Origin of the sequence: Sphingobium sp. LMC3-1-1.1 (assembly GCF_040676285.1) — a bacterium.
GTDB lineage: Bacteria > Pseudomonadota > Alphaproteobacteria > Sphingomonadales > Sphingomonadaceae > Sphingobium.
This window is the reverse complement of the sequence record NZ_JBEGHQ010000012.1, coordinates 259,899-274,599: the sequence shown is the minus strand read 5'-3', so window position 1 is coordinate 274,599 and position 14,701 is coordinate 259,899. Positions and strand designations below refer to the sequence as shown.

Annotated in this window: 17 protein-coding genes; 8 read left to right on the top strand and 9 right to left on the bottom strand. The window is 63.4% G+C overall.

Going from position 1 to position 14,701, the window contains the following annotated elements:
- The first annotated feature begins 111 nt into the window (after window positions 1-111).
- Genes MRBLMC3_RS11530 through MRBLMC3_RS11510 form a run of 5 tightly spaced genes read left to right on the top strand, consistent with a single transcriptional unit; the run spans window position 112 to window position 3,431 of the window.
- The gene (locus MRBLMC3_RS11530) at window positions 112-1,092 is read left to right on the top strand and encodes a thiamine pyrophosphate-dependent dehydrogenase E1 component subunit alpha (protein WP_363828844.1); all 981 of its coding nucleotides are present in this window, start codon (window positions 112-114) and stop codon (window positions 1,090-1,092) included.
- On the top strand, window positions 1,092-2,117 hold the full coding sequence (locus MRBLMC3_RS11525; protein ID WP_414714641.1) for an alpha-ketoacid dehydrogenase subunit beta: 1,026 nt from the start codon (window positions 1,092-1,094) through the stop codon (window positions 2,115-2,117). Before MRBLMC3_RS11530 ends, MRBLMC3_RS11525 begins: the two co-directional genes overlap by 1 nt.
- Before the next feature lie 20 nt (window positions 2,118-2,137).
- Entirely contained in the window at window positions 2,138-2,368 is a 231-nt protein-coding gene (locus MRBLMC3_RS11520; protein WP_363828841.1) for a biotin/lipoyl-containing protein, read from the top strand.
- Window positions 2,369-2,373: 5 nt separating this feature from the next.
- Entirely contained in the window at window positions 2,374-2,691 is a 318-nt protein-coding gene (locus MRBLMC3_RS11515) for a DUF4286 family protein (RefSeq protein ID WP_208108001.1), read from the top strand.
- Window positions 2,688-3,431 carry a 2-oxo acid dehydrogenase subunit E2 gene (locus MRBLMC3_RS11510; protein WP_363828837.1) on the top strand — a complete coding sequence of 248 codons (744 nt, stop codon included), beginning with the start codon at window positions 2,688-2,690 and terminating at the stop codon, window positions 3,429-3,431. Before MRBLMC3_RS11515 ends, MRBLMC3_RS11510 begins: the two co-directional genes overlap by 4 nt.
- An 83-nt stretch (window positions 3,432-3,514) precedes the next feature.
- Here MRBLMC3_RS11510 and MRBLMC3_RS11505 read toward each other — a convergent pair whose 3' ends face one another.
- Window positions 3,515-4,165, bottom strand: a complete 651-nt coding sequence (locus MRBLMC3_RS11505) for a glutathione S-transferase family protein (protein WP_363828834.1) — start codon at window positions 4,163-4,165, stop codon at window positions 3,515-3,517.
- Window positions 4,162-5,064 (bottom strand): SDR family NAD(P)-dependent oxidoreductase, encoded by a 903-nt coding sequence (locus MRBLMC3_RS11500; RefSeq protein ID WP_363828831.1) that lies wholly within the window; start codon window positions 5,062-5,064, stop codon window positions 4,162-4,164. The genes MRBLMC3_RS11505 and MRBLMC3_RS11500 overlap by 4 nt, the downstream gene beginning before the upstream one ends.
- Before the next feature lie 130 nt (window positions 5,065-5,194).
- Here MRBLMC3_RS11500 and MRBLMC3_RS11495 point away from each other — a divergent pair, with 130 nt between their 5' ends.
- A complete protein-coding gene (locus MRBLMC3_RS11495; RefSeq protein ID WP_363828828.1) occupies window positions 5,195-6,115 on the top strand; it encodes a LysR family transcriptional regulator in 921 nt (306 codons plus the stop codon).
- A gap of 8 nt (window positions 6,116-6,123) precedes the next feature.
- Here the strand turns inward: MRBLMC3_RS11495 and MRBLMC3_RS11490 are convergent, their stop codons facing one another.
- Window positions 6,124-6,984, bottom strand: a complete 861-nt coding sequence (locus MRBLMC3_RS11490; protein ID WP_363828825.1) for a TauD/TfdA dioxygenase family protein — start codon at window positions 6,982-6,984, stop codon at window positions 6,124-6,126.
- A gap of 112 nt (window positions 6,985-7,096) precedes the next feature.
- Between MRBLMC3_RS11490 and MRBLMC3_RS11485 the strand changes: the two genes are divergently transcribed.
- Complete coding sequence (locus MRBLMC3_RS11485) at window positions 7,097-7,732, top strand: TetR family transcriptional regulator (RefSeq protein ID WP_363828822.1); 636 nt, start codon at window positions 7,097-7,099, stop codon at window positions 7,730-7,732.
- A gap of 23 nt (window positions 7,733-7,755) precedes the next feature.
- Here MRBLMC3_RS11485 and MRBLMC3_RS11480 read toward each other — a convergent pair whose 3' ends face one another.
- From MRBLMC3_RS11480 to MRBLMC3_RS11470, 3 genes are read right to left on the bottom strand one after another with little or no spacing between them, the layout of a single operon-like run.
- Window positions 7,756-8,916, bottom strand: a complete 1,161-nt coding sequence (locus MRBLMC3_RS11480) for a thiolase (RefSeq protein ID WP_363828819.1) — start codon at window positions 8,914-8,916, stop codon at window positions 7,756-7,758.
- Window positions 8,913-9,272 (bottom strand): Zn-ribbon domain-containing OB-fold protein, encoded by a 360-nt coding sequence (locus MRBLMC3_RS11475; protein WP_363829441.1) that lies wholly within the window; start codon window positions 9,270-9,272, stop codon window positions 8,913-8,915. Before MRBLMC3_RS11475 ends, MRBLMC3_RS11480 begins: the two co-directional genes overlap by 4 nt.
- 5 nt (window positions 9,273-9,277) lie before the next feature.
- On the bottom strand, window positions 9,278-10,048 hold the full coding sequence (locus MRBLMC3_RS11470; protein ID WP_363736168.1) for an enoyl-CoA hydratase/isomerase family protein: 771 nt from the start codon (window positions 10,046-10,048) through the stop codon (window positions 9,278-9,280).
- Window positions 10,049-10,214: 166 nt separating this feature from the next.
- Here MRBLMC3_RS11470 and MRBLMC3_RS11465 point away from each other — a divergent pair, with 166 nt between their 5' ends.
- Complete coding sequence (locus MRBLMC3_RS11465) at window positions 10,215-11,393, top strand: acetyl-CoA C-acyltransferase (protein WP_363828815.1); 1,179 nt, start codon at window positions 10,215-10,217, stop codon at window positions 11,391-11,393.
- A gap of 44 nt (window positions 11,394-11,437) precedes the next feature.
- On the opposite strand, the gene MRBLMC3_RS11460 is transcribed toward MRBLMC3_RS11465, so the two are convergent.
- The 3 genes from MRBLMC3_RS11460 to MRBLMC3_RS11450 form a co-directional block, all read right to left on the bottom strand.
- Window positions 11,438-12,121, bottom strand: a complete 684-nt coding sequence (locus MRBLMC3_RS11460) for an SDR family NAD(P)-dependent oxidoreductase (RefSeq protein ID WP_363828812.1) — start codon at window positions 12,119-12,121, stop codon at window positions 11,438-11,440.
- A gap of 65 nt (window positions 12,122-12,186) precedes the next feature.
- Entirely contained in the window at window positions 12,187-12,735 is a 549-nt protein-coding gene (locus MRBLMC3_RS11455) for a nuclear transport factor 2 family protein (protein ID WP_208108000.1), read from the bottom strand.
- Between the two features lie 67 nt (window positions 12,736-12,802).
- Window positions 12,803-14,560: an N-acyl-D-amino-acid deacylase family protein gene (locus MRBLMC3_RS11450; protein ID WP_363828810.1), complete on the bottom strand. Its 1,758-nt coding sequence runs from the start codon at window positions 14,558-14,560 to the stop codon at window positions 12,803-12,805.
- Window positions 14,561-14,701: the final 141 nt, after the last annotated feature.

Genomic DNA, 14,701 nt, shown 5'->3' with positions numbered 1-14,701 from the left:
CATCCTTCACAATTGCGATATGGATCGGCCGGGGCTTTCATGCCGGGCAAAACATGGCAGATGCTGGACGCCGTATAGCAAGAATCCGGCCTTTCGAAAGGACGTCTGAAAATGACCAACAGGGCAACCCCCGATGCGGCGACCCAGATAGAAATCTACCGCCGCATGGCGCTGATCAAGGCGAATGACGAACGGTCGCGGAAGGTCATCATGAACGGGCGGCTGGTCATGCCCTATTACAGCCCGCGCGGTCAGGAGGTGATCCCCAGCGCCATTTCGGTCAATCTGACCGACCAGGATTATATCTGCACCATCTATCGCGGCAGCCATGACCAGCTTGCCAAGGGCCTGCCGCTCAAGGATCTGTGGGCGGAAGTCGCCGGTCGCACGACCGGCACCTGCAAGGGCAAGGGCGGTCCGATGCACGTCACCTATCCCACCAAGGGCATCATGGTGACGACCGGCATCGTCGGATCCACCATGCCGATCGCCAATGGCCTGGCCTGGGGCTCCCAATTGCGCGGCGATGGCCGCGTGACGGTCGCTTCCTTCGGCGATGGCGCCGCCAATATCGGCGCATTCCACGAATCGCTCAATCTGGCCGCCGTCTGGAAATTGCCGGTGATCTTCGTTTGCCAGAACAATGAATGGGGCGAGCACACGGCCTACGACAAGACCAGCAACGTCAAGGTAGCCGATCGTGCCGCCGCCTATGGCATGCCGGGCGTGCGGGTGGACGGCAACGACCCCTTCGAAATGTACGCCGTCGCCAACGAGGCGATCGCCCGCGCCCGCGCCGGCGAGGGGCCGACCTTGATCGAGGCGATGACCTATCGCTTCTTTGGCCACGTCTTCGGCGATGCCGACGCCTATATGGACAAGGCGCGCAAGGCCGATGCAATGGCGAACGATCCCGTTCCCCGCTTCCGCGCGTCGCTGATCGAAAGAGGCGTCGCGAGCGAGGAGCAACTGGCCGAGATGGAAGCGGCCATCGAGAAGGAGATCGACGAGGCGGTCGAATTCGCTCTGGCGAGCGACTTCCCCGGCGTGGAGGAACTGAAGCGCGACGTGTTCGCGGAGGAGATGGCCTGATGAACGCCGAGACCACAATGGCCCCTGAAAATGCCGTGAAGGCCGCCAAGGCAAATATCCTCCAGGGCATCAACGCCGCCATTGCCGACGCGATGGAAGAGGATGACAATGTCATCGCGCTTGGCGAGGATCTGGCCGACCCCGAGGAGGGCGGCGTGTGCGGCGTCACCAGGGGGCTTTCCTCGCGCTTTGGCGAACATCGGGTGCGCTCCACGCCCATTTCCGAACAGGCGATCATCGGCGCGGCCATCGGCGCGAGCCTGGTGGGCTTCAAGCCCATTGCCGAGATCATGCTGATGAACTTCACGACCGTGGCAATGGACATGATCGTGAACCATGCCGCGAAGCTGCGTTTCATGTCGGGTGGCCAGACCCATGTGCCGATCGTCATCCGCACCATGACGGGGACGGGATTCGCCAGCGGCGGGCAGCATTGCGATTATCTGGAAGCCTGGTTCGCGCATACCGCGGGCATCAAGGTCGTCGCGCCCTCCAGCCCGAAGGATGCCTATGGCCTGATGCGCAGCGCCATCGATGATCCTGATCCGGTCCTGTTCATCGAGAATCTGCCGACCTACTGGACACCTGCCGAAGCGCCGGAAAAGGGCCATCGCGTACCCATCGGCAAGGCCAATGTGTTGAGCGAAGGCAGCGACGTCACCATCATCGCCTATGCGCGCATGATCCAGGAGGCGATGCCCGCCGTCGCGAAGCTGAAGGAGGCAGGCATTTCCGCCGAGCTGATCGACCTGCGCACCATCGCGCCCTGGGACAAGGAAACGGTGGTGAACTCCGTCGCCCGGACCGGCCGCGCCATCATCGTGCATGAGGCGGTGACGCCCTTTGGCGCCGGCGCGGAAATCGCGGCCGTGCTGAACGAGGAACTGTTCGGCAAGCTCAAAGCTCCGGTCAAGCGGCTGGGCGGCGCATTTTGCCCCGTTCCGTTCTCCAAGCCGCTGGAAACCGCATTTGCCCCGCAGACCGCGGACATCGTCGCGGCTGCTGAAGCCATCATCAAGTCCTAATATCGCGCAGGGAGTTTTCCATGGCTGTTGAAGTATTGCTGCCCAAGATCGGTTTTTCGATGAATGAAGGCACGCTGGCCGAATGGCTGGTGGAAGATGGCGGCCAGGCCGTCGAGGGCCAGCCGCTCTATGCGCTGGAATCGGAAAAATCCACGCAGGAAGTGGAAAGCCCCGCCAGCGGCACCCTCAAGATCGTTGCCCAGATCGGGGAAACCTACGAAGTCGGCACCCTACTGGCGACGATCGAGTAATCGGCATGCGTTATATCCTGCATGTGACCTCGCGCGCGGTATCCGGGCGCGAGGCGGAATATGACCGCTGGTACGACGATGTTCACTCCGCCGAGATGTGCCGGTTGCCGGGCATATTGTCCTGCACCCGGTACAGGGAACTGGACATGAGCGGAGCCGAAACCGGCCTGTTCGTTGCCGATTACGAGGTCGAGACGAATGATCCTGCGGCCTTGCTGGAAAGCGTCTTCGCGGCGGCCCCGACCATGCAGTTGACCGACTCCATAGATTTGGAAAGCCCCCGCTTCACATTTCTCAAGCCGACGGGATCCCAGCACATATGAGCGATTTGCTCGCAGGCCTTGCGCCCTGGCCGACGGGCGATTTCTCGGTCTTCGGTGAGGTCGAGCAGCGGCCTCTCAGCAAGATCCAGAAGTTCGTCGCGGCGTTCCTGGGTCGTAACTGGGTCGCCATTCCGCACGTCACTCATCAGGATGAGGCGGACATCACGGCCCTGGAGGAAAGGCGCAAGACCCATAATGCCGGTGGCGGCACAAAGCTGACGGCAGTGCCGCTGCTGGTCAAGGCGCTGGCCGATGGCCTGGCTGCCTTTCCGCAGTTCAACGCCTCGCTCGATCCGGCGAGCGCCACGCTGACGCTCAAGAAATATGTGCATGTCGGCGTGGCGGTCGATACGCCCGGCGGTCTGCTGGTGCCTGTCATCCGCGACTGCGACCGCAAGTCCGTGACGCAGATTGCGGAGGAAATCGTAGCCTTGTCGGAGAAGGCACGAACGAAGGGCCTGTCCATGGCGGAAATGTCGGGCGGCTGTATCACCCTGACCTCACTGGGGCATATCGGCGGCACCGGTTTCACGCCTATCGTCAATGCGCCGGAAGTCGCGATCCTGGGCGTCACCCGCGCGCGGCCCGTTCCGGTTCCGGCTGACGACGGCGGGATTGCCTGGCGGCAAATGCTGCCTTTGTCTCTCAGCTACGATCATCGCGTCATCAACGGCGCCGATGCGGCGCGCTTCTGCCGCTTCATTGCCGACAGGCTGTCTTCCGCCGAACTTTTCGCCTGAAGCCTGATCGCGATTTTCGATGACTGCCCGCTTTTTGGCGGATCGACCTGGGGCGCGACTGCCTCATGTCGATCCGCCAAATATCACCGGCCTGCTCTCATGGCCGCGAGCGCGGCCGCCGTCTCGTTCCAGATCGTTCCCATATCCGGGTGCTGGCGCGCCTTTTCCTGGTAGCCGGCAAGATTGGGACAGTCCGCAAGTGGATCGTCCAGTTCAAAGATGTTGGCAACGACCTCGCAGAGCAAAAGGCTGGGCAGCAGGATGCAGTCCGCCTTGCTGATGGCGCCGCCTACGGCGAACATGGCGTCGGTCACGAATTGATCGCAAAGCCCCAGGCCGCTGCGCCAGCTGGCGATCTCGGCCGCGGTCACCGCTTCGTTCCTGGTTGCTGGATCCATCTGTTTGAACAGGCGGGACATGGCCGGCGTCGCATAGAGTTCGAAACTGCGGATGATGTTTCGCATCCTCACCCGTTCAGCCGGGTCCGAGGGCATCAGGGAGGGCGCCGGGAACTGTTCGTCCAGATAGTCCAGGATGGTTTCGGATTCGGCGATCGCCAGCCCTTCGTCCGTCACCAGCACCGGCAATTTGCCGATGGGATTGATCGCAAGATATTCGGGCGACCGCGTGCTGCCGCCCGGTGGCGGTTGCATGTCATAGTCCAGCTTCTTGACGCGCAGGGCCAGCCGGACGCGGGCCGCGAAGGGCGAAAGAGTGACGGCGTAGAGGATCATGCGTCGTCTCCTTCGCGATAGAGGCGCGCCAGCGTTCCGGCGAGCGGCGTCGGCACGAAGCCATCGCCAAAGGGCCATTCGATCATGCCCGCCGCCGCCATGGTGCCGCCGTCGACGTGCATTGTCATGCCCGACACGAAAGTCGACAGGTCCGAACCCAGAAACAGAACGGCGTTCGCCAGAGCGTCGACCGGCGGTTGCTCTCCCCTGGGGATGTACATCTCCATCCCCTTGCCCCTGACATGGGCAGGCAATCTCGCAAAGCCTTCCGCGAAAGAGGGAGGCATGGCAGCCACATTGCCCTGGCTCAGGGTAGTGTCCGGCGCGATGCAACTGACGCGGATCCTGTCCTTGCCCAGTTCGACCGCCATCGAGCGGGTGAAGTTTGTGGTCGCCGCCTTGGCGCCTGCATAGACAGAGAAGCTGGCGGCGCCGCGATGCGCCTCTATCGTGGTGAAATTGATGATGCTGCCCCCGTCGCCGGAACGCTTGATCAGCGGCACTGCGCGCTGCACCGACTGGACCACATAGCCGTAGTTGCGGTGGATATCCCGCGCGATGTCAGCCCGACTCGCTTCGGAAAGCAATTGCCTTCTGGTCCCGCCCGCCACGTTCACCACTATGTCGAGGCGTGGGTAAGCGCTTTCGACATTGTCGTAAAAGGCGTCGAGCGCCGCTTCGTCAGTGGCATCCGCGGTCATGGCCGTGACCCGACGGCCCTCCGCCCTGATCGCGCGCTCTGTTTCGGTCAGCGCCGCCGCATCGATGTCGCAGATCGCCAGGTCAACGCCCGCCTTGGCCAATGCCAGCGAAATGCCGGCGCCAATGCCCCCGCCGCCGCCGATAATCGCGGCCACTTTCCCTGCCAGATTCGCGCGCTCATCCAGAAAACCGCTCATTCCAGGCTCCTCTCGCTGCACGGTTGTTGCAAGGTTGCATGCAAAACGGCAAGGCCGGCGCCGCAGGCATCAAAAGGCCGATGGGGCGGCAGGATGACTGTGTCGGGGGCGATTTCGATGTAGGATGCGCGTGAAGCGGGAGCTGAAGATGGATCGACTGACGGCGATGGAGGCCTTTGTGGCGGTGGCCGAGGCGGGCTCCTTCACGCGTGCCGCGCTGCGCCTCAACATCTCCACGCCCATGGTCACCCTGCATGTGAGGAGGCTGGAGGAACATCTGGGCGTGCGCCTGTTCAACCGGTCGACCCGCCGGGTTGATCTGACCGTGGAGGGCGGCCACTATCTGACCTATGCGCACGCCGCGCTGGACGCGGTGGCCACGGCGGACATGGCGGTGCGGCCGGGGGCCGGCATAGCGGGGCGCGTGCGACTGGATGCTCCAGCCTCCATGGGACAGGCGTTCATCATGCCGGCGCTCGCGGAATTTCAGCGGCTCCATCCCCGGTTGATCCTGGACCTGACGCTGGGCGACCGGGGGACGCTCTTTCGCGTCGACGGTTTTGATCTGGTCATACGGGCGGGCGAGGTGCCGCCGACGGGATGGAAGACCGTGAAGCTGGGCACGACGCGGCTGGTCTGCCTTGCGTCGCCCGACTATATCGCGGAGCATGGACAGCCGGCGAAAGCCGACGATCTGGCCCATCATCGGACGATCCTCTATGCCAGCGTGGAGACGCCGGGCGGCAATCCGCTGCAACTGCGGCAGGGTGATCGCACGATAAGGGTGCGGTCGCCCACGGCTTTCACCTTCAACGATGGCGCGGCGATACTTTCGGCCACTCTGGCGGGCTTGGGGATCGGCCAGACATTGGAGATGCTGGCGCGCGATCATATCCATGCCGGTCGCCTCATCCCCCTGCTGCCCGAAGCGAACTGGCCCCGGCTGCCCGTCGTGCTGATGGGCGCGCCGGATCGTATCGCCCTGCCGCATGTTCAGGCCGCGCTTGCCTTCCTGACCAACCGGATCGACTGGAACATCGATCCGGATTGATGCACCCCTCAGGCGGCGAGGTCGGCCGCCTTGCACAATGCGGGCACACCCTTTGTGCTGATCCGGTAGAGCAGTCGACGCTTGCCGATTTCGTCGGAATATTCGATCGGCGTGGCGCTGTGCAGGACCTGGAAATTGTCCCACAGGAAGATGTCGCCCGTTTCCACCTTGTAGCGCGTCACGAACTGGGGCTGGGTGCAATGGGCACGCAGTTCATTGATCAGCGCGCGTCCCTCGTCGGTTTCCAGTCCCTCGGCCCCGAAGGCCGAACCGGACGTGTAGAGCGCCTTTCGCCCCGTGACCGGATGGCGCATCACCAGCGGATGCGAAACAATGCCGTGGCGGGCCGTATTTTCGGGAATGAACGGGATCTTCTCACCTGGCAGGGCAGGCGATCCGCCCAGGCAATGCAAGCCGGTAAGACCGTCGATCCGGGCCTTCATGTCTTCGTCCAGCGCATCATAGGCCAGAGCGGTGCTGGCGATCAGCGTTTCGCCGCCCTCGACGGGTGTTTCCACGCCATAGAGCATCGTCACGCTCGCAGGCACAGCCTCATAACTGCTGTCCTGGTGCCAGAATTTGGCGCCGTCGCGATAGCGTTCAGGCGTGGCGGCAGCATTGGTGATCCGGATCATCTCAGGAAAATCATCTTTCCTGTGGGTCGGCAGGTGGAACATCAGCGGTTGGCCCCATTGATGGCCAAAGGCGACATAGTCCGCATCCGCCAGCTGCTGGCCGCGTATCGCAAGGATCTGATGTTCATGTAGCGCCCCGATCAATGCCCGCAGGGTTTCCTCGCCCTGAGGCTTGGAGAGGTCGACGCCTTCAACGATGGCGCCGAAGGGACCGGGCATGGCGGTGATGATCACGAGAATACTCCTCTCAACATTCTTTCCAGCCATTATAGCTTTGCTTTAAAATAAAGCAAATGATTTAATTGAGGGGCTGGTCATAAGAGACGCGCAGGCTACAAGGCCTTCCATGACCTCTACTCCCCGCAGCGAGAGCACCAAAAGGCAGCTCTGCCTTGCCGCGGAAACGCTGGTGGCCGAAGCAGGGATCGGGGTGGCGACTCTGCGGGCGATCGCGCTTGCCGCCGGGCAGAAAAATACTGCCGCCGTCAGCTATCATTTCGGCAGCGTGGAAGAGTTGCTGCGCGCCGTCGTGGATATGCGGCTGCGGGATACGGAGGTGGACCGCGCCCGGATGATCGGTGAAAGCGGGCCGTCGCTGGAGCATCTCGACGCCTTTACCGCCTGGCGCTGCATGATGCGGCCCTATTTCCTGCTCCGCGACGAACAGGCGCCCCATGCCCATATCCGCTTCATGATGCACATGAGCGCGGCCGGCCTGCTCAGCGATCCGTTTGACGCGGCCGTCCCGCGGCCCGGCGCGCCCAGCATAGCGGCCCTGCTGGAACGGCTTCACGCTGCGCTGGCATGGCTGCCGCCGCAACTGGGTCGGGCGCGGATAGCATTGGCCGGGACGATGATGTGGAATGCCGTCGCGCTGTTCGACAAGAACAGCTTTGGCGAGGAACAGCCCGCCCTGGAGATGGAGGCGTTGCTTGCAGATGTAGAGAATCTGATCAGCCTGGTCCTGAGCGCGCCCGCCTGAAGGAGGGCAGGCGCGGGCTCCCCTTACAGGGTTTCGGCTGTTCCCAGCACGACCGTCGCTTCACTGGACAGCACCCCGCCATTGCCATGGGCGAGGGCCAGCCGGGCATTTTCGACCTGCCGCTCGCCGCATTCGCCGCGAAGTTGCCGCGTGGCCTCCACCAGCAGGAACAGGCCATACATGCCCGGATGCACGCAGGACAGGCCGCCGCCATTGGTGTTGAGCGCCAAACCGCCGCCCGGCGCGACATGCCCGTTTGAGACAAACCGCCCGCCTTCGCCCTTGGGACAGAAGCCAAGATCCTCCAGGAACAGGATGGGTGTGATCGTGAACGCGTCGTAGAGCATTACCACATCCATGTCCGCGGGTCCGACGCCGGCCTGGGCGAAGGCCTGCGGGCCTGAAATTGCGGCTCCCGTCACGGTGAGATCGGGCATGGAGCTGATTTCGCGATGGGTGACGGCATGGGCGGCGCCCAGCACATGGACCGGCGCCCTGGCGCAATCCCTTGCCCGGTCGGCGCGGACCATCACCACGGCCGCCGCGCCGTCGTTGAACAGGCAGCAATCACGCACCGTCAGGGGATCGGACACCATGCGCGCCTTCAGCACATCCTCCACGCTCAACGGATCCCGTACCGCGGCCTCAGGATTCAGTTGCGCCCATTGCCGCGCCGCGACCGCCACTTCGGCCAGTTGCTCGCGGGCGGTGCCGTAAAGATGCATGTGCCGGCTTGCAACCAGCGCATAGGAGGAGAGGGGAGCCAGCGGCTTATAAGGCGCTTCCCACGGGCTTTGGCGCGTCATGCCGACGCCCGGGGGCGGATTGCTGGCGGGATTGGACCCATAGGCGATCAGCGCGCAATCGATCAGACCGGCCTCAAGTGCCAGTGCCGCCTGCTGGACATAGACCTCGAAAGCGGAACCGCCCGTGCGGTTGCAGTCGGTGACCTTGGGCGTCAAGCCCAGATATTCGGCCAGCTCCATGCCGCCCAGCGCCTCATAGGGCGCGGAGGTGTAAACGGCATCCACTTCCGCCAGGGAAATGCCCGCGTCGGCCAGCGCCAGCAGCGCGGCCCTGGCCGCCATGTCCACGGCCGAAACGCCAGGACACAGGCCAATGCCATAGGTGGACGCGCCGACGATCGCGGCGCGACCGCGCGGGAAACCATTTCTCATGTTCATGCGGGCACGAAGACGAGCAAAGGCTTGTCCCCCTCGTTGATGATGCTGGCCTTCACGGCCATGCCGATATGAATGTCGTCGACCGGTACGCCGTCGACCCGGCTCATCAGCCGCGGCCCTTCGGCGAGGTCGACCAGCACGACGCTGTAGCTGTCGGCCGGATCCTTCTTGCGCACGATGGTGACCGCATGCACCGTTCCTGCCCCCGACGCGCGCACCCACTCCAGATCTTCGGCGCCCGTGCCGGGCTCCGCCACGCGGGGATAGAAGACATGGCCCCCGGTCGACCGGCTGCGCTGTATCATGAAACGCCCCTCTGCCAGGTGCGCGCGCCATTCCGCTTCGGGCTGGAGCATCTGGGTCACTCGCCCCTGAACTGCGGCTTGCGCTTTTCGCGGAAGGCGAGCAGCCCTTCCTCATGGTCTTCCGTCCGGCTCATCAGAGGCTGGATCGAAGCTTCCAGTTCCAGATATTGCTCAAAGCCGGTGTTCCAGCTCAGTTCGAACTGCCGCTTGGCCATCCCCATGGCGATGGTAGGGCCGGATGCGAAGCTTTGCGCCAGTTCCATGGCCCGGTCCATCAGCGAATCCTGGGCGACCTTTTCATAGGCGATGCCCGCCGCCACCGCTTCGTCGGCGCGGACGATACGGCCGGAATAGACCAGTTCCTTGGCCTTCTGCACGCCCAGCAACTGGCGGAGGTGCCAGACAAGACCACCATCGGGCGCCAGCGCGATGTTGCGGAATATCGCGGCGAAGCGGGCCTGTTCACCGGCGAGCACGATGTCGCAGGCAAGCGCATAGGAGAAGCCGACGCCCACGCACACGCCCGGCACCGCAGCGATCGTGGGCTTCTTGAGCGAATAAATGGCCTTGGCGATCCGATTGAGGGTGTACATCCGGTCCATCGAGCCGGTGACGCCGCCCTTGCCCATGCCGGTCACGTCCATGCCCGAACAGAAGTCGCCGCCGGCGCCCGTCAGGATTACGGCGCGGACGTCATGGTCCATGGCGATATCTTCGAACGCGCCATATAGCTGTCCGCGCATCTCCTGGGTGATGGCATTTTTCGTCTCTGGGCGGTTCAGCGTGACGATCGCGACCGGACCCTGCTTTTCGACGGTAATGGTCATTGTGAAGCGCTCCCTGCTTCGGAATCAACCCTGCTTTGTGAACCTGAGCGGGCTGGGTCAAGCACGTTGGTCTGCTTCATCAAAGACGTGATGAGGCCGACGCGTTATGGAAAGCGGCCGGCCCAAACCCTATCTGCTCGTCAGCTTCTGACGGGAGATTTCGGGCATGAAAGATGCAGCGATCGTCGCGACGGCGCGTACGCCGATCGGCAAGGCGCACCGGGGCGCGCTCAACAATATCCATGGCGCGACGCTGGCGGCGCACTCGATCCGCGCGGCTGTGGAACGTGCCGGGATCGACCCGGCGGAAATCGATGACGTGCTGCTGGGTTCCGCCCGATGCGAAGGCGCTGTGGGATCGAACATCGCACGGCAGGCCGCGTTGCGCGCAGGGCTGCCGATCAGCGTGTGCGGCATGACGCTTGACCGCAAATGCTCGTCGGGCCTCCAGACCATCGCAATCGCCGCGCAACGGATCCGTGGCGGGGAAGGAGGCGTCTATGTGGCAGGAGGCGTCGAAACGGTCAGCCTGGTCGACCCGCACCGCAATGTCTTCCGCAACAAGGACGAGTGGCTGCTCGAACACAAGCCCGAAATCTATATGGCAATGAACCTGACGGGCGATATCGTGGCCCGGCGCTATGGCGTCAGCCGCGAAGCGCAGGATTCATTCGCCGTGACGAGCCAGGCGCGCACGGCGACGGCCCAGGAAAAGGGCTGGTTCGATGATGAGATCGTGCCGATCACCGCGACGAAGAATGTCGTGGACAAGGCTCTTGCCGTCACGGGCCAGGAAGAGGTCACGCTGGCGCAGGACGAATGCAACCGGCCCGGCACGGATATGGACGGGCTTGCACGCCTCAAGCCTCTGTTCGAAGGGGGATCGGTGACGGCGGGCAATTGCAGCCAGTTGTCCGACGGTTCCAGTGCGTGCGTCATCATGGACGCGGATGAGGCGGCTCGGCGCGGCCTTCCGATACTGGGCCTTTACAAGGGCATGCAGGTCGCAGGTTGCGAGCCGGACGAAATGGGCATCGGCCCGGTCTTCGCAGTGCCGAAGCTGCTCGACCGGATGGGACTTTCCGTGTCGGACGTGGACATTTGGGAACTGAATGAGGCCTATGCCAGCCAGGCGCTCTATTGCATCGACCGGCTGGGCATCGATCCCGCCAGGGTCAATGTCGACGGGGGTGCCATTTCGATTGGGCATCCGTTCGGCATGACCGGATCGCGCATGACCGGTCATGCCCTGCTGGCAGGCAAGCGGCTGGGGGCGAAGAACGCCGTCGTCACCATGTGCATCGGCGGCGGCATGGGCGCGGCGGCGTTGTTCGAGATCGTCTGACGGACCAGCGTGCAGCCTGCCCGCTGGCCGCCAAATGGGGCGTTTCAGCCGCCCTTTGCCACGGGGATCAACGCGCCGCTGATGGATCGCGCGGCCGGGGAAGCCAGGAACTGGATGACCTCGGCGATGGCGGCCGGTTGCACCCATTGGCTGAAGTTCGCGTCGGGCATGTCCGCCCGGTTGGTCGGCGTATCGATGATGCTGGGCAGGATCGCGTTCACCGTGATGTCCTTGCCGGACAGTTCAGCCGCCAAGCTCTCGGTCAGCTTGTGCACGGCCATTTTCGACGCGGCATAGCCGCCCATGCCTGCCGCTGCGACCACGGCGCCGCCCGCGCCGATATTGATGATGCGGGCTTGCCGCGCCTTCTCCAGTTCCGGTAGAGCAGCCTTGGTCATGTTGACGCAGGTCGCTGCGTTCATCGCGAACATGCGGTTCCACGTCGCGCTGCCTCCATCGGCCAGCGTCTCCCATATGAATCCGCCCGCGACATTGACCAGGACGTCGATCGACCCCATCGCGCCCACGATTTCCGCCACCAGCTTCTGCGTCGCGGCATAATCGGTCAGATCGACGCCGCCGAAATCGCGGCAGCCCGTCGGAGTTTCGGCGGGAGCGGGGGCATAATCGACCCGCGCCACCCGGTCGCCAGCGGCCGTGAAGGCGGCAGCGACGGCGCCGCCCAATATCCCGAAAGCGCCGGTGACGACGACGGTCCGTGATGTCATGCAATATCCCTCGATCTGATGTTGAACTTGTCCTGCCTATATCCTCAGAGGAGCCGGAACGACAATCATTCGTCCCTTGCCTTGCGGACCAGTGGCCGGACATAGGAAATGTCCCCTTTGTCGCGCCGGTTCGGCCCCGTGCTGAAAATACGGGCTTTCCATTCGTCCGGAATCTCGGCGGCCGTCAGCGTCGCCGTCATTTCATTGACGCAGACTCTGTCGGCGATGCGCCATTCGCCGTTGCGCTTTTCGAACCGATCCACATAGCGGCCGAAACTGAGTTGTGGCGGCGCACCCTTATTCTCGCCCCAGAAAGTGTAATAGGTTTCGCCATGCGCCGTGTCGCCGTCGATCTCGACCGTGTGGTTGCTGATCGCATGGTGATGCTTCGTCTGGAATTCACCATGCCATCCGATTGCCCAGTCGACGAAATCGGCGGCATAGCCCTCCGCAACGCCATGGTCGTCGAAGGCGTCCGGCCAATAGGCGGAAAGCATCAGTTCGCGGTCATGCCGGTCGACACCCCGCGTATAGCGCAGCAGGCAGTCCTGGATGGCGGTGCGATCCTTCATTTCCTGAAGGAAGGCGATCATGTCGGGCGTAAGTTCTGTCATGGCGATTCCCTCTGCGCTGGCGGTTCATGGCGGGCGAGACGGTTGATCCGCACCGCCCGCCAGCCCGTCAGGCGGGTTCCAGTGTCTGTGCGGAAGCGATCTTCGGCGCTTCCTTGCCCCCGCGCACGAGGCGGCCGGGCAGGGCGCCTGTGGAACGGCCGTTGCGATAGGTCACTACCCCGCTCACGATGGTCGCATCATAGCCGTCTGCCCGCTGTTGCAGGCGGCGGCCGCCGGTCGGCAGGTTGTAGACCACATGGGGCGCGTAGAGGTGGAGCCTTTCCATGTCGATGACATTGAGGTCCGCCTTGTATCCCGGCCTGATCAGGCCGCGGTCATGCAGCCCGACGGCATAGGAGGGTTCGTAGGTCAGCTTTCGCACGGCGTAGGGCAATTCGATCTTCTTGTCGTCCTTCGCGTCGCGCACCCAATAGGTTAGGAAATAGGTCGTATAGGCCGCGTCGCAGATCATGCTGTAATGCGCACCGCCATCGCCCAGCGCCGGGAAGGTCCGGTCGTTCCTCACGAGATTGCGGCCGGAACTTTCGAACTTATCCCCCTCCGAATTGCCGAGAGGTCGATAAAGCACCTCCCGCCCGTCGCGCTGGAGCAAGGCGTCATAGATCAGCTCCCTGGGGTCGACGCCCATGGCACGGGCGCGGGCGCCGATGCTCTCGTCGCTGCGGGGATTATAGTTCGGCGGATTGCCCAGAACGAACATGGAATCCAGATCGGAGATGACATAGACGAAAAAGGCCTGCGGGTCGGTCGGTTCCTCGGCGATCAGCTTCTTGCGGAAGGCGGGATCGCGCATCCGCTCTACCTTTTCCTCCAGTGGCAGATGTTCGATCTCGCGGAAGCTGGGGTTGAAGGAGAAGGGGTGCATGGACAGCTCAAGGCCCAGCAGGGCACCGGTCGGACGCGGGATGATCTGGCCGCGCACCTCCAGCCCCTGTTCCTTGGAACGCTCCAGCCGGGACACCATTTCCTGCCAGTCGCCCTCGCCCACGGGTGTCTGCATGAAGGTGAAGGAAACAGGCCGTCCCGACGTCCGCGCAATGTCGTCCAGCAGATCCATGCGTTCGCCCGCCGTCACGTCATAGCTGGGCACCATCTGGAAAACGCCCTTGCCGGCGTCGCGCAGCCCCTGGGCAAGCGCCAGCACTTCCTGATCCTCGCTCTTGACCGAAGGGGCCGGGCGACCGTCGCGGAACTGGTGCGCATAGCTGCGCGAGGTGGTGACGCCAAGGGCGCCCGCCTCGATCGCTTCTGCCGTCAGGCGACGCATTTCCGCCAGATCCTCTTGCGTCGGCGGCTCCAGATTGGCGCCGCGCTCGCCCATGACGTAAACGCGGAGCGGGCTGTGCGGCAATTGCGCGGCGAAGTCGATGTCGCTTTCGCGTTGTTCGAGCGCGTCCAGATATTCCGGGAAGGTTTCCCAGTTGAACGGCACGCCCTCGGCCATGACGACTTCGGGAATGTCCTCAACGCCTTCCATCAGCTTGATCATCAGCTGGCGATGTTCAGGGCGGGAGGGGGCAAAGCCGACGCCGCAATTGCCCATGACCACCGTTGTCACGCCATGATCGGATGACGGGGCCAACCTGTTTTCCCAGGTGATCTGCCCGTCATAATGGGTGTGCACGTCGACAAAGCCCGGAGTGACAATGCGGTCCGACGCGTCGATCTCCTCCCTTCCGCTGCCCTCCACGTCGCCGACCGCGACGATCACCCCGTCATTGATGGCGATGTCGGCGAGGAAGGGCTCTCCACCGCTGCCATCATATATCTTACCCCCCCGGATGATCAGGTCATAATCGGGCATAGCGATTCCTCTCAACTTGGTCTCGGCGGTGCGTGATTGGGCAATATGGTCGCAACGCCTGCTTCGCGCAGTCGTTGCATCCTTTCACCTGCCGGAAAGTGACTCATGGCAGTTCCTGTGCCAAGCGAACTCCTCCCATTT

Coding starts and splice junctions, on each gene's coding strand:
- MRBLMC3_RS11520 (WP_363828841.1), top strand. CDS start 2,138: ATGGCTGTTGAAGTATTGCTGCCCAAGATCGGTTTTTCGATGAATGAA.
- MRBLMC3_RS11475 (WP_363829441.1), bottom strand. CDS start 9,272: ATGCTCCAGCCCGAAGCGGAATGGCGCGCGCACCTGGCAGAGGGGCGT.
- MRBLMC3_RS11480 (WP_363828819.1), bottom strand. CDS start 8,916: ATGAACATGAGAAATGGTTTCCCGCGCGGTCGCGCCGCGATCGTCGGC.
- MRBLMC3_RS11450 (WP_363828810.1), bottom strand. CDS start 14,560: ATGCCCGATTATGACCTGATCATCCGGGGGGGTAAGATATATGATGGC.
- MRBLMC3_RS11530 (WP_363828844.1), top strand. CDS start 112: ATGACCAACAGGGCAACCCCCGATGCGGCGACCCAGATAGAAATCTAC.
- MRBLMC3_RS11525 (WP_414714641.1), top strand. CDS start 1,092: ATGAACGCCGAGACCACAATGGCCCCTGAAAATGCCGTGAAGGCCGCC.
- MRBLMC3_RS11515 (WP_208108001.1), top strand. CDS start 2,374: ATGCGTTATATCCTGCATGTGACCTCGCGCGCGGTATCCGGGCGCGAG.
- MRBLMC3_RS11500 (WP_363828831.1), bottom strand. CDS start 5,064: ATGAGCGGTTTTCTGGATGAGCGCGCGAATCTGGCAGGGAAAGTGGCC.
- MRBLMC3_RS11465 (WP_363828815.1), top strand. CDS start 10,215: ATGAAAGATGCAGCGATCGTCGCGACGGCGCGTACGCCGATCGGCAAG.
- MRBLMC3_RS11505 (WP_363828834.1), bottom strand. CDS start 4,165: ATGATCCTCTACGCCGTCACTCTTTCGCCCTTCGCGGCCCGCGTCCGG.
- MRBLMC3_RS11485 (WP_363828822.1), top strand. CDS start 7,097: ATGACCTCTACTCCCCGCAGCGAGAGCACCAAAAGGCAGCTCTGCCTT.
- MRBLMC3_RS11460 (WP_363828812.1), bottom strand. CDS start 12,121: ATGACATCACGGACCGTCGTCGTCACCGGCGCTTTCGGGATATTGGGC.
- MRBLMC3_RS11470 (WP_363736168.1), bottom strand. CDS start 10,048: ATGACCATTACCGTCGAAAAGCAGGGTCCGGTCGCGATCGTCACGCTG.
- MRBLMC3_RS11510 (WP_363828837.1), top strand. CDS start 2,688: ATGAGCGATTTGCTCGCAGGCCTTGCGCCCTGGCCGACGGGCGATTTC.
- MRBLMC3_RS11455 (WP_208108000.1), bottom strand. CDS start 12,735: ATGACAGAACTTACGCCCGACATGATCGCCTTCCTTCAGGAAATGAAG.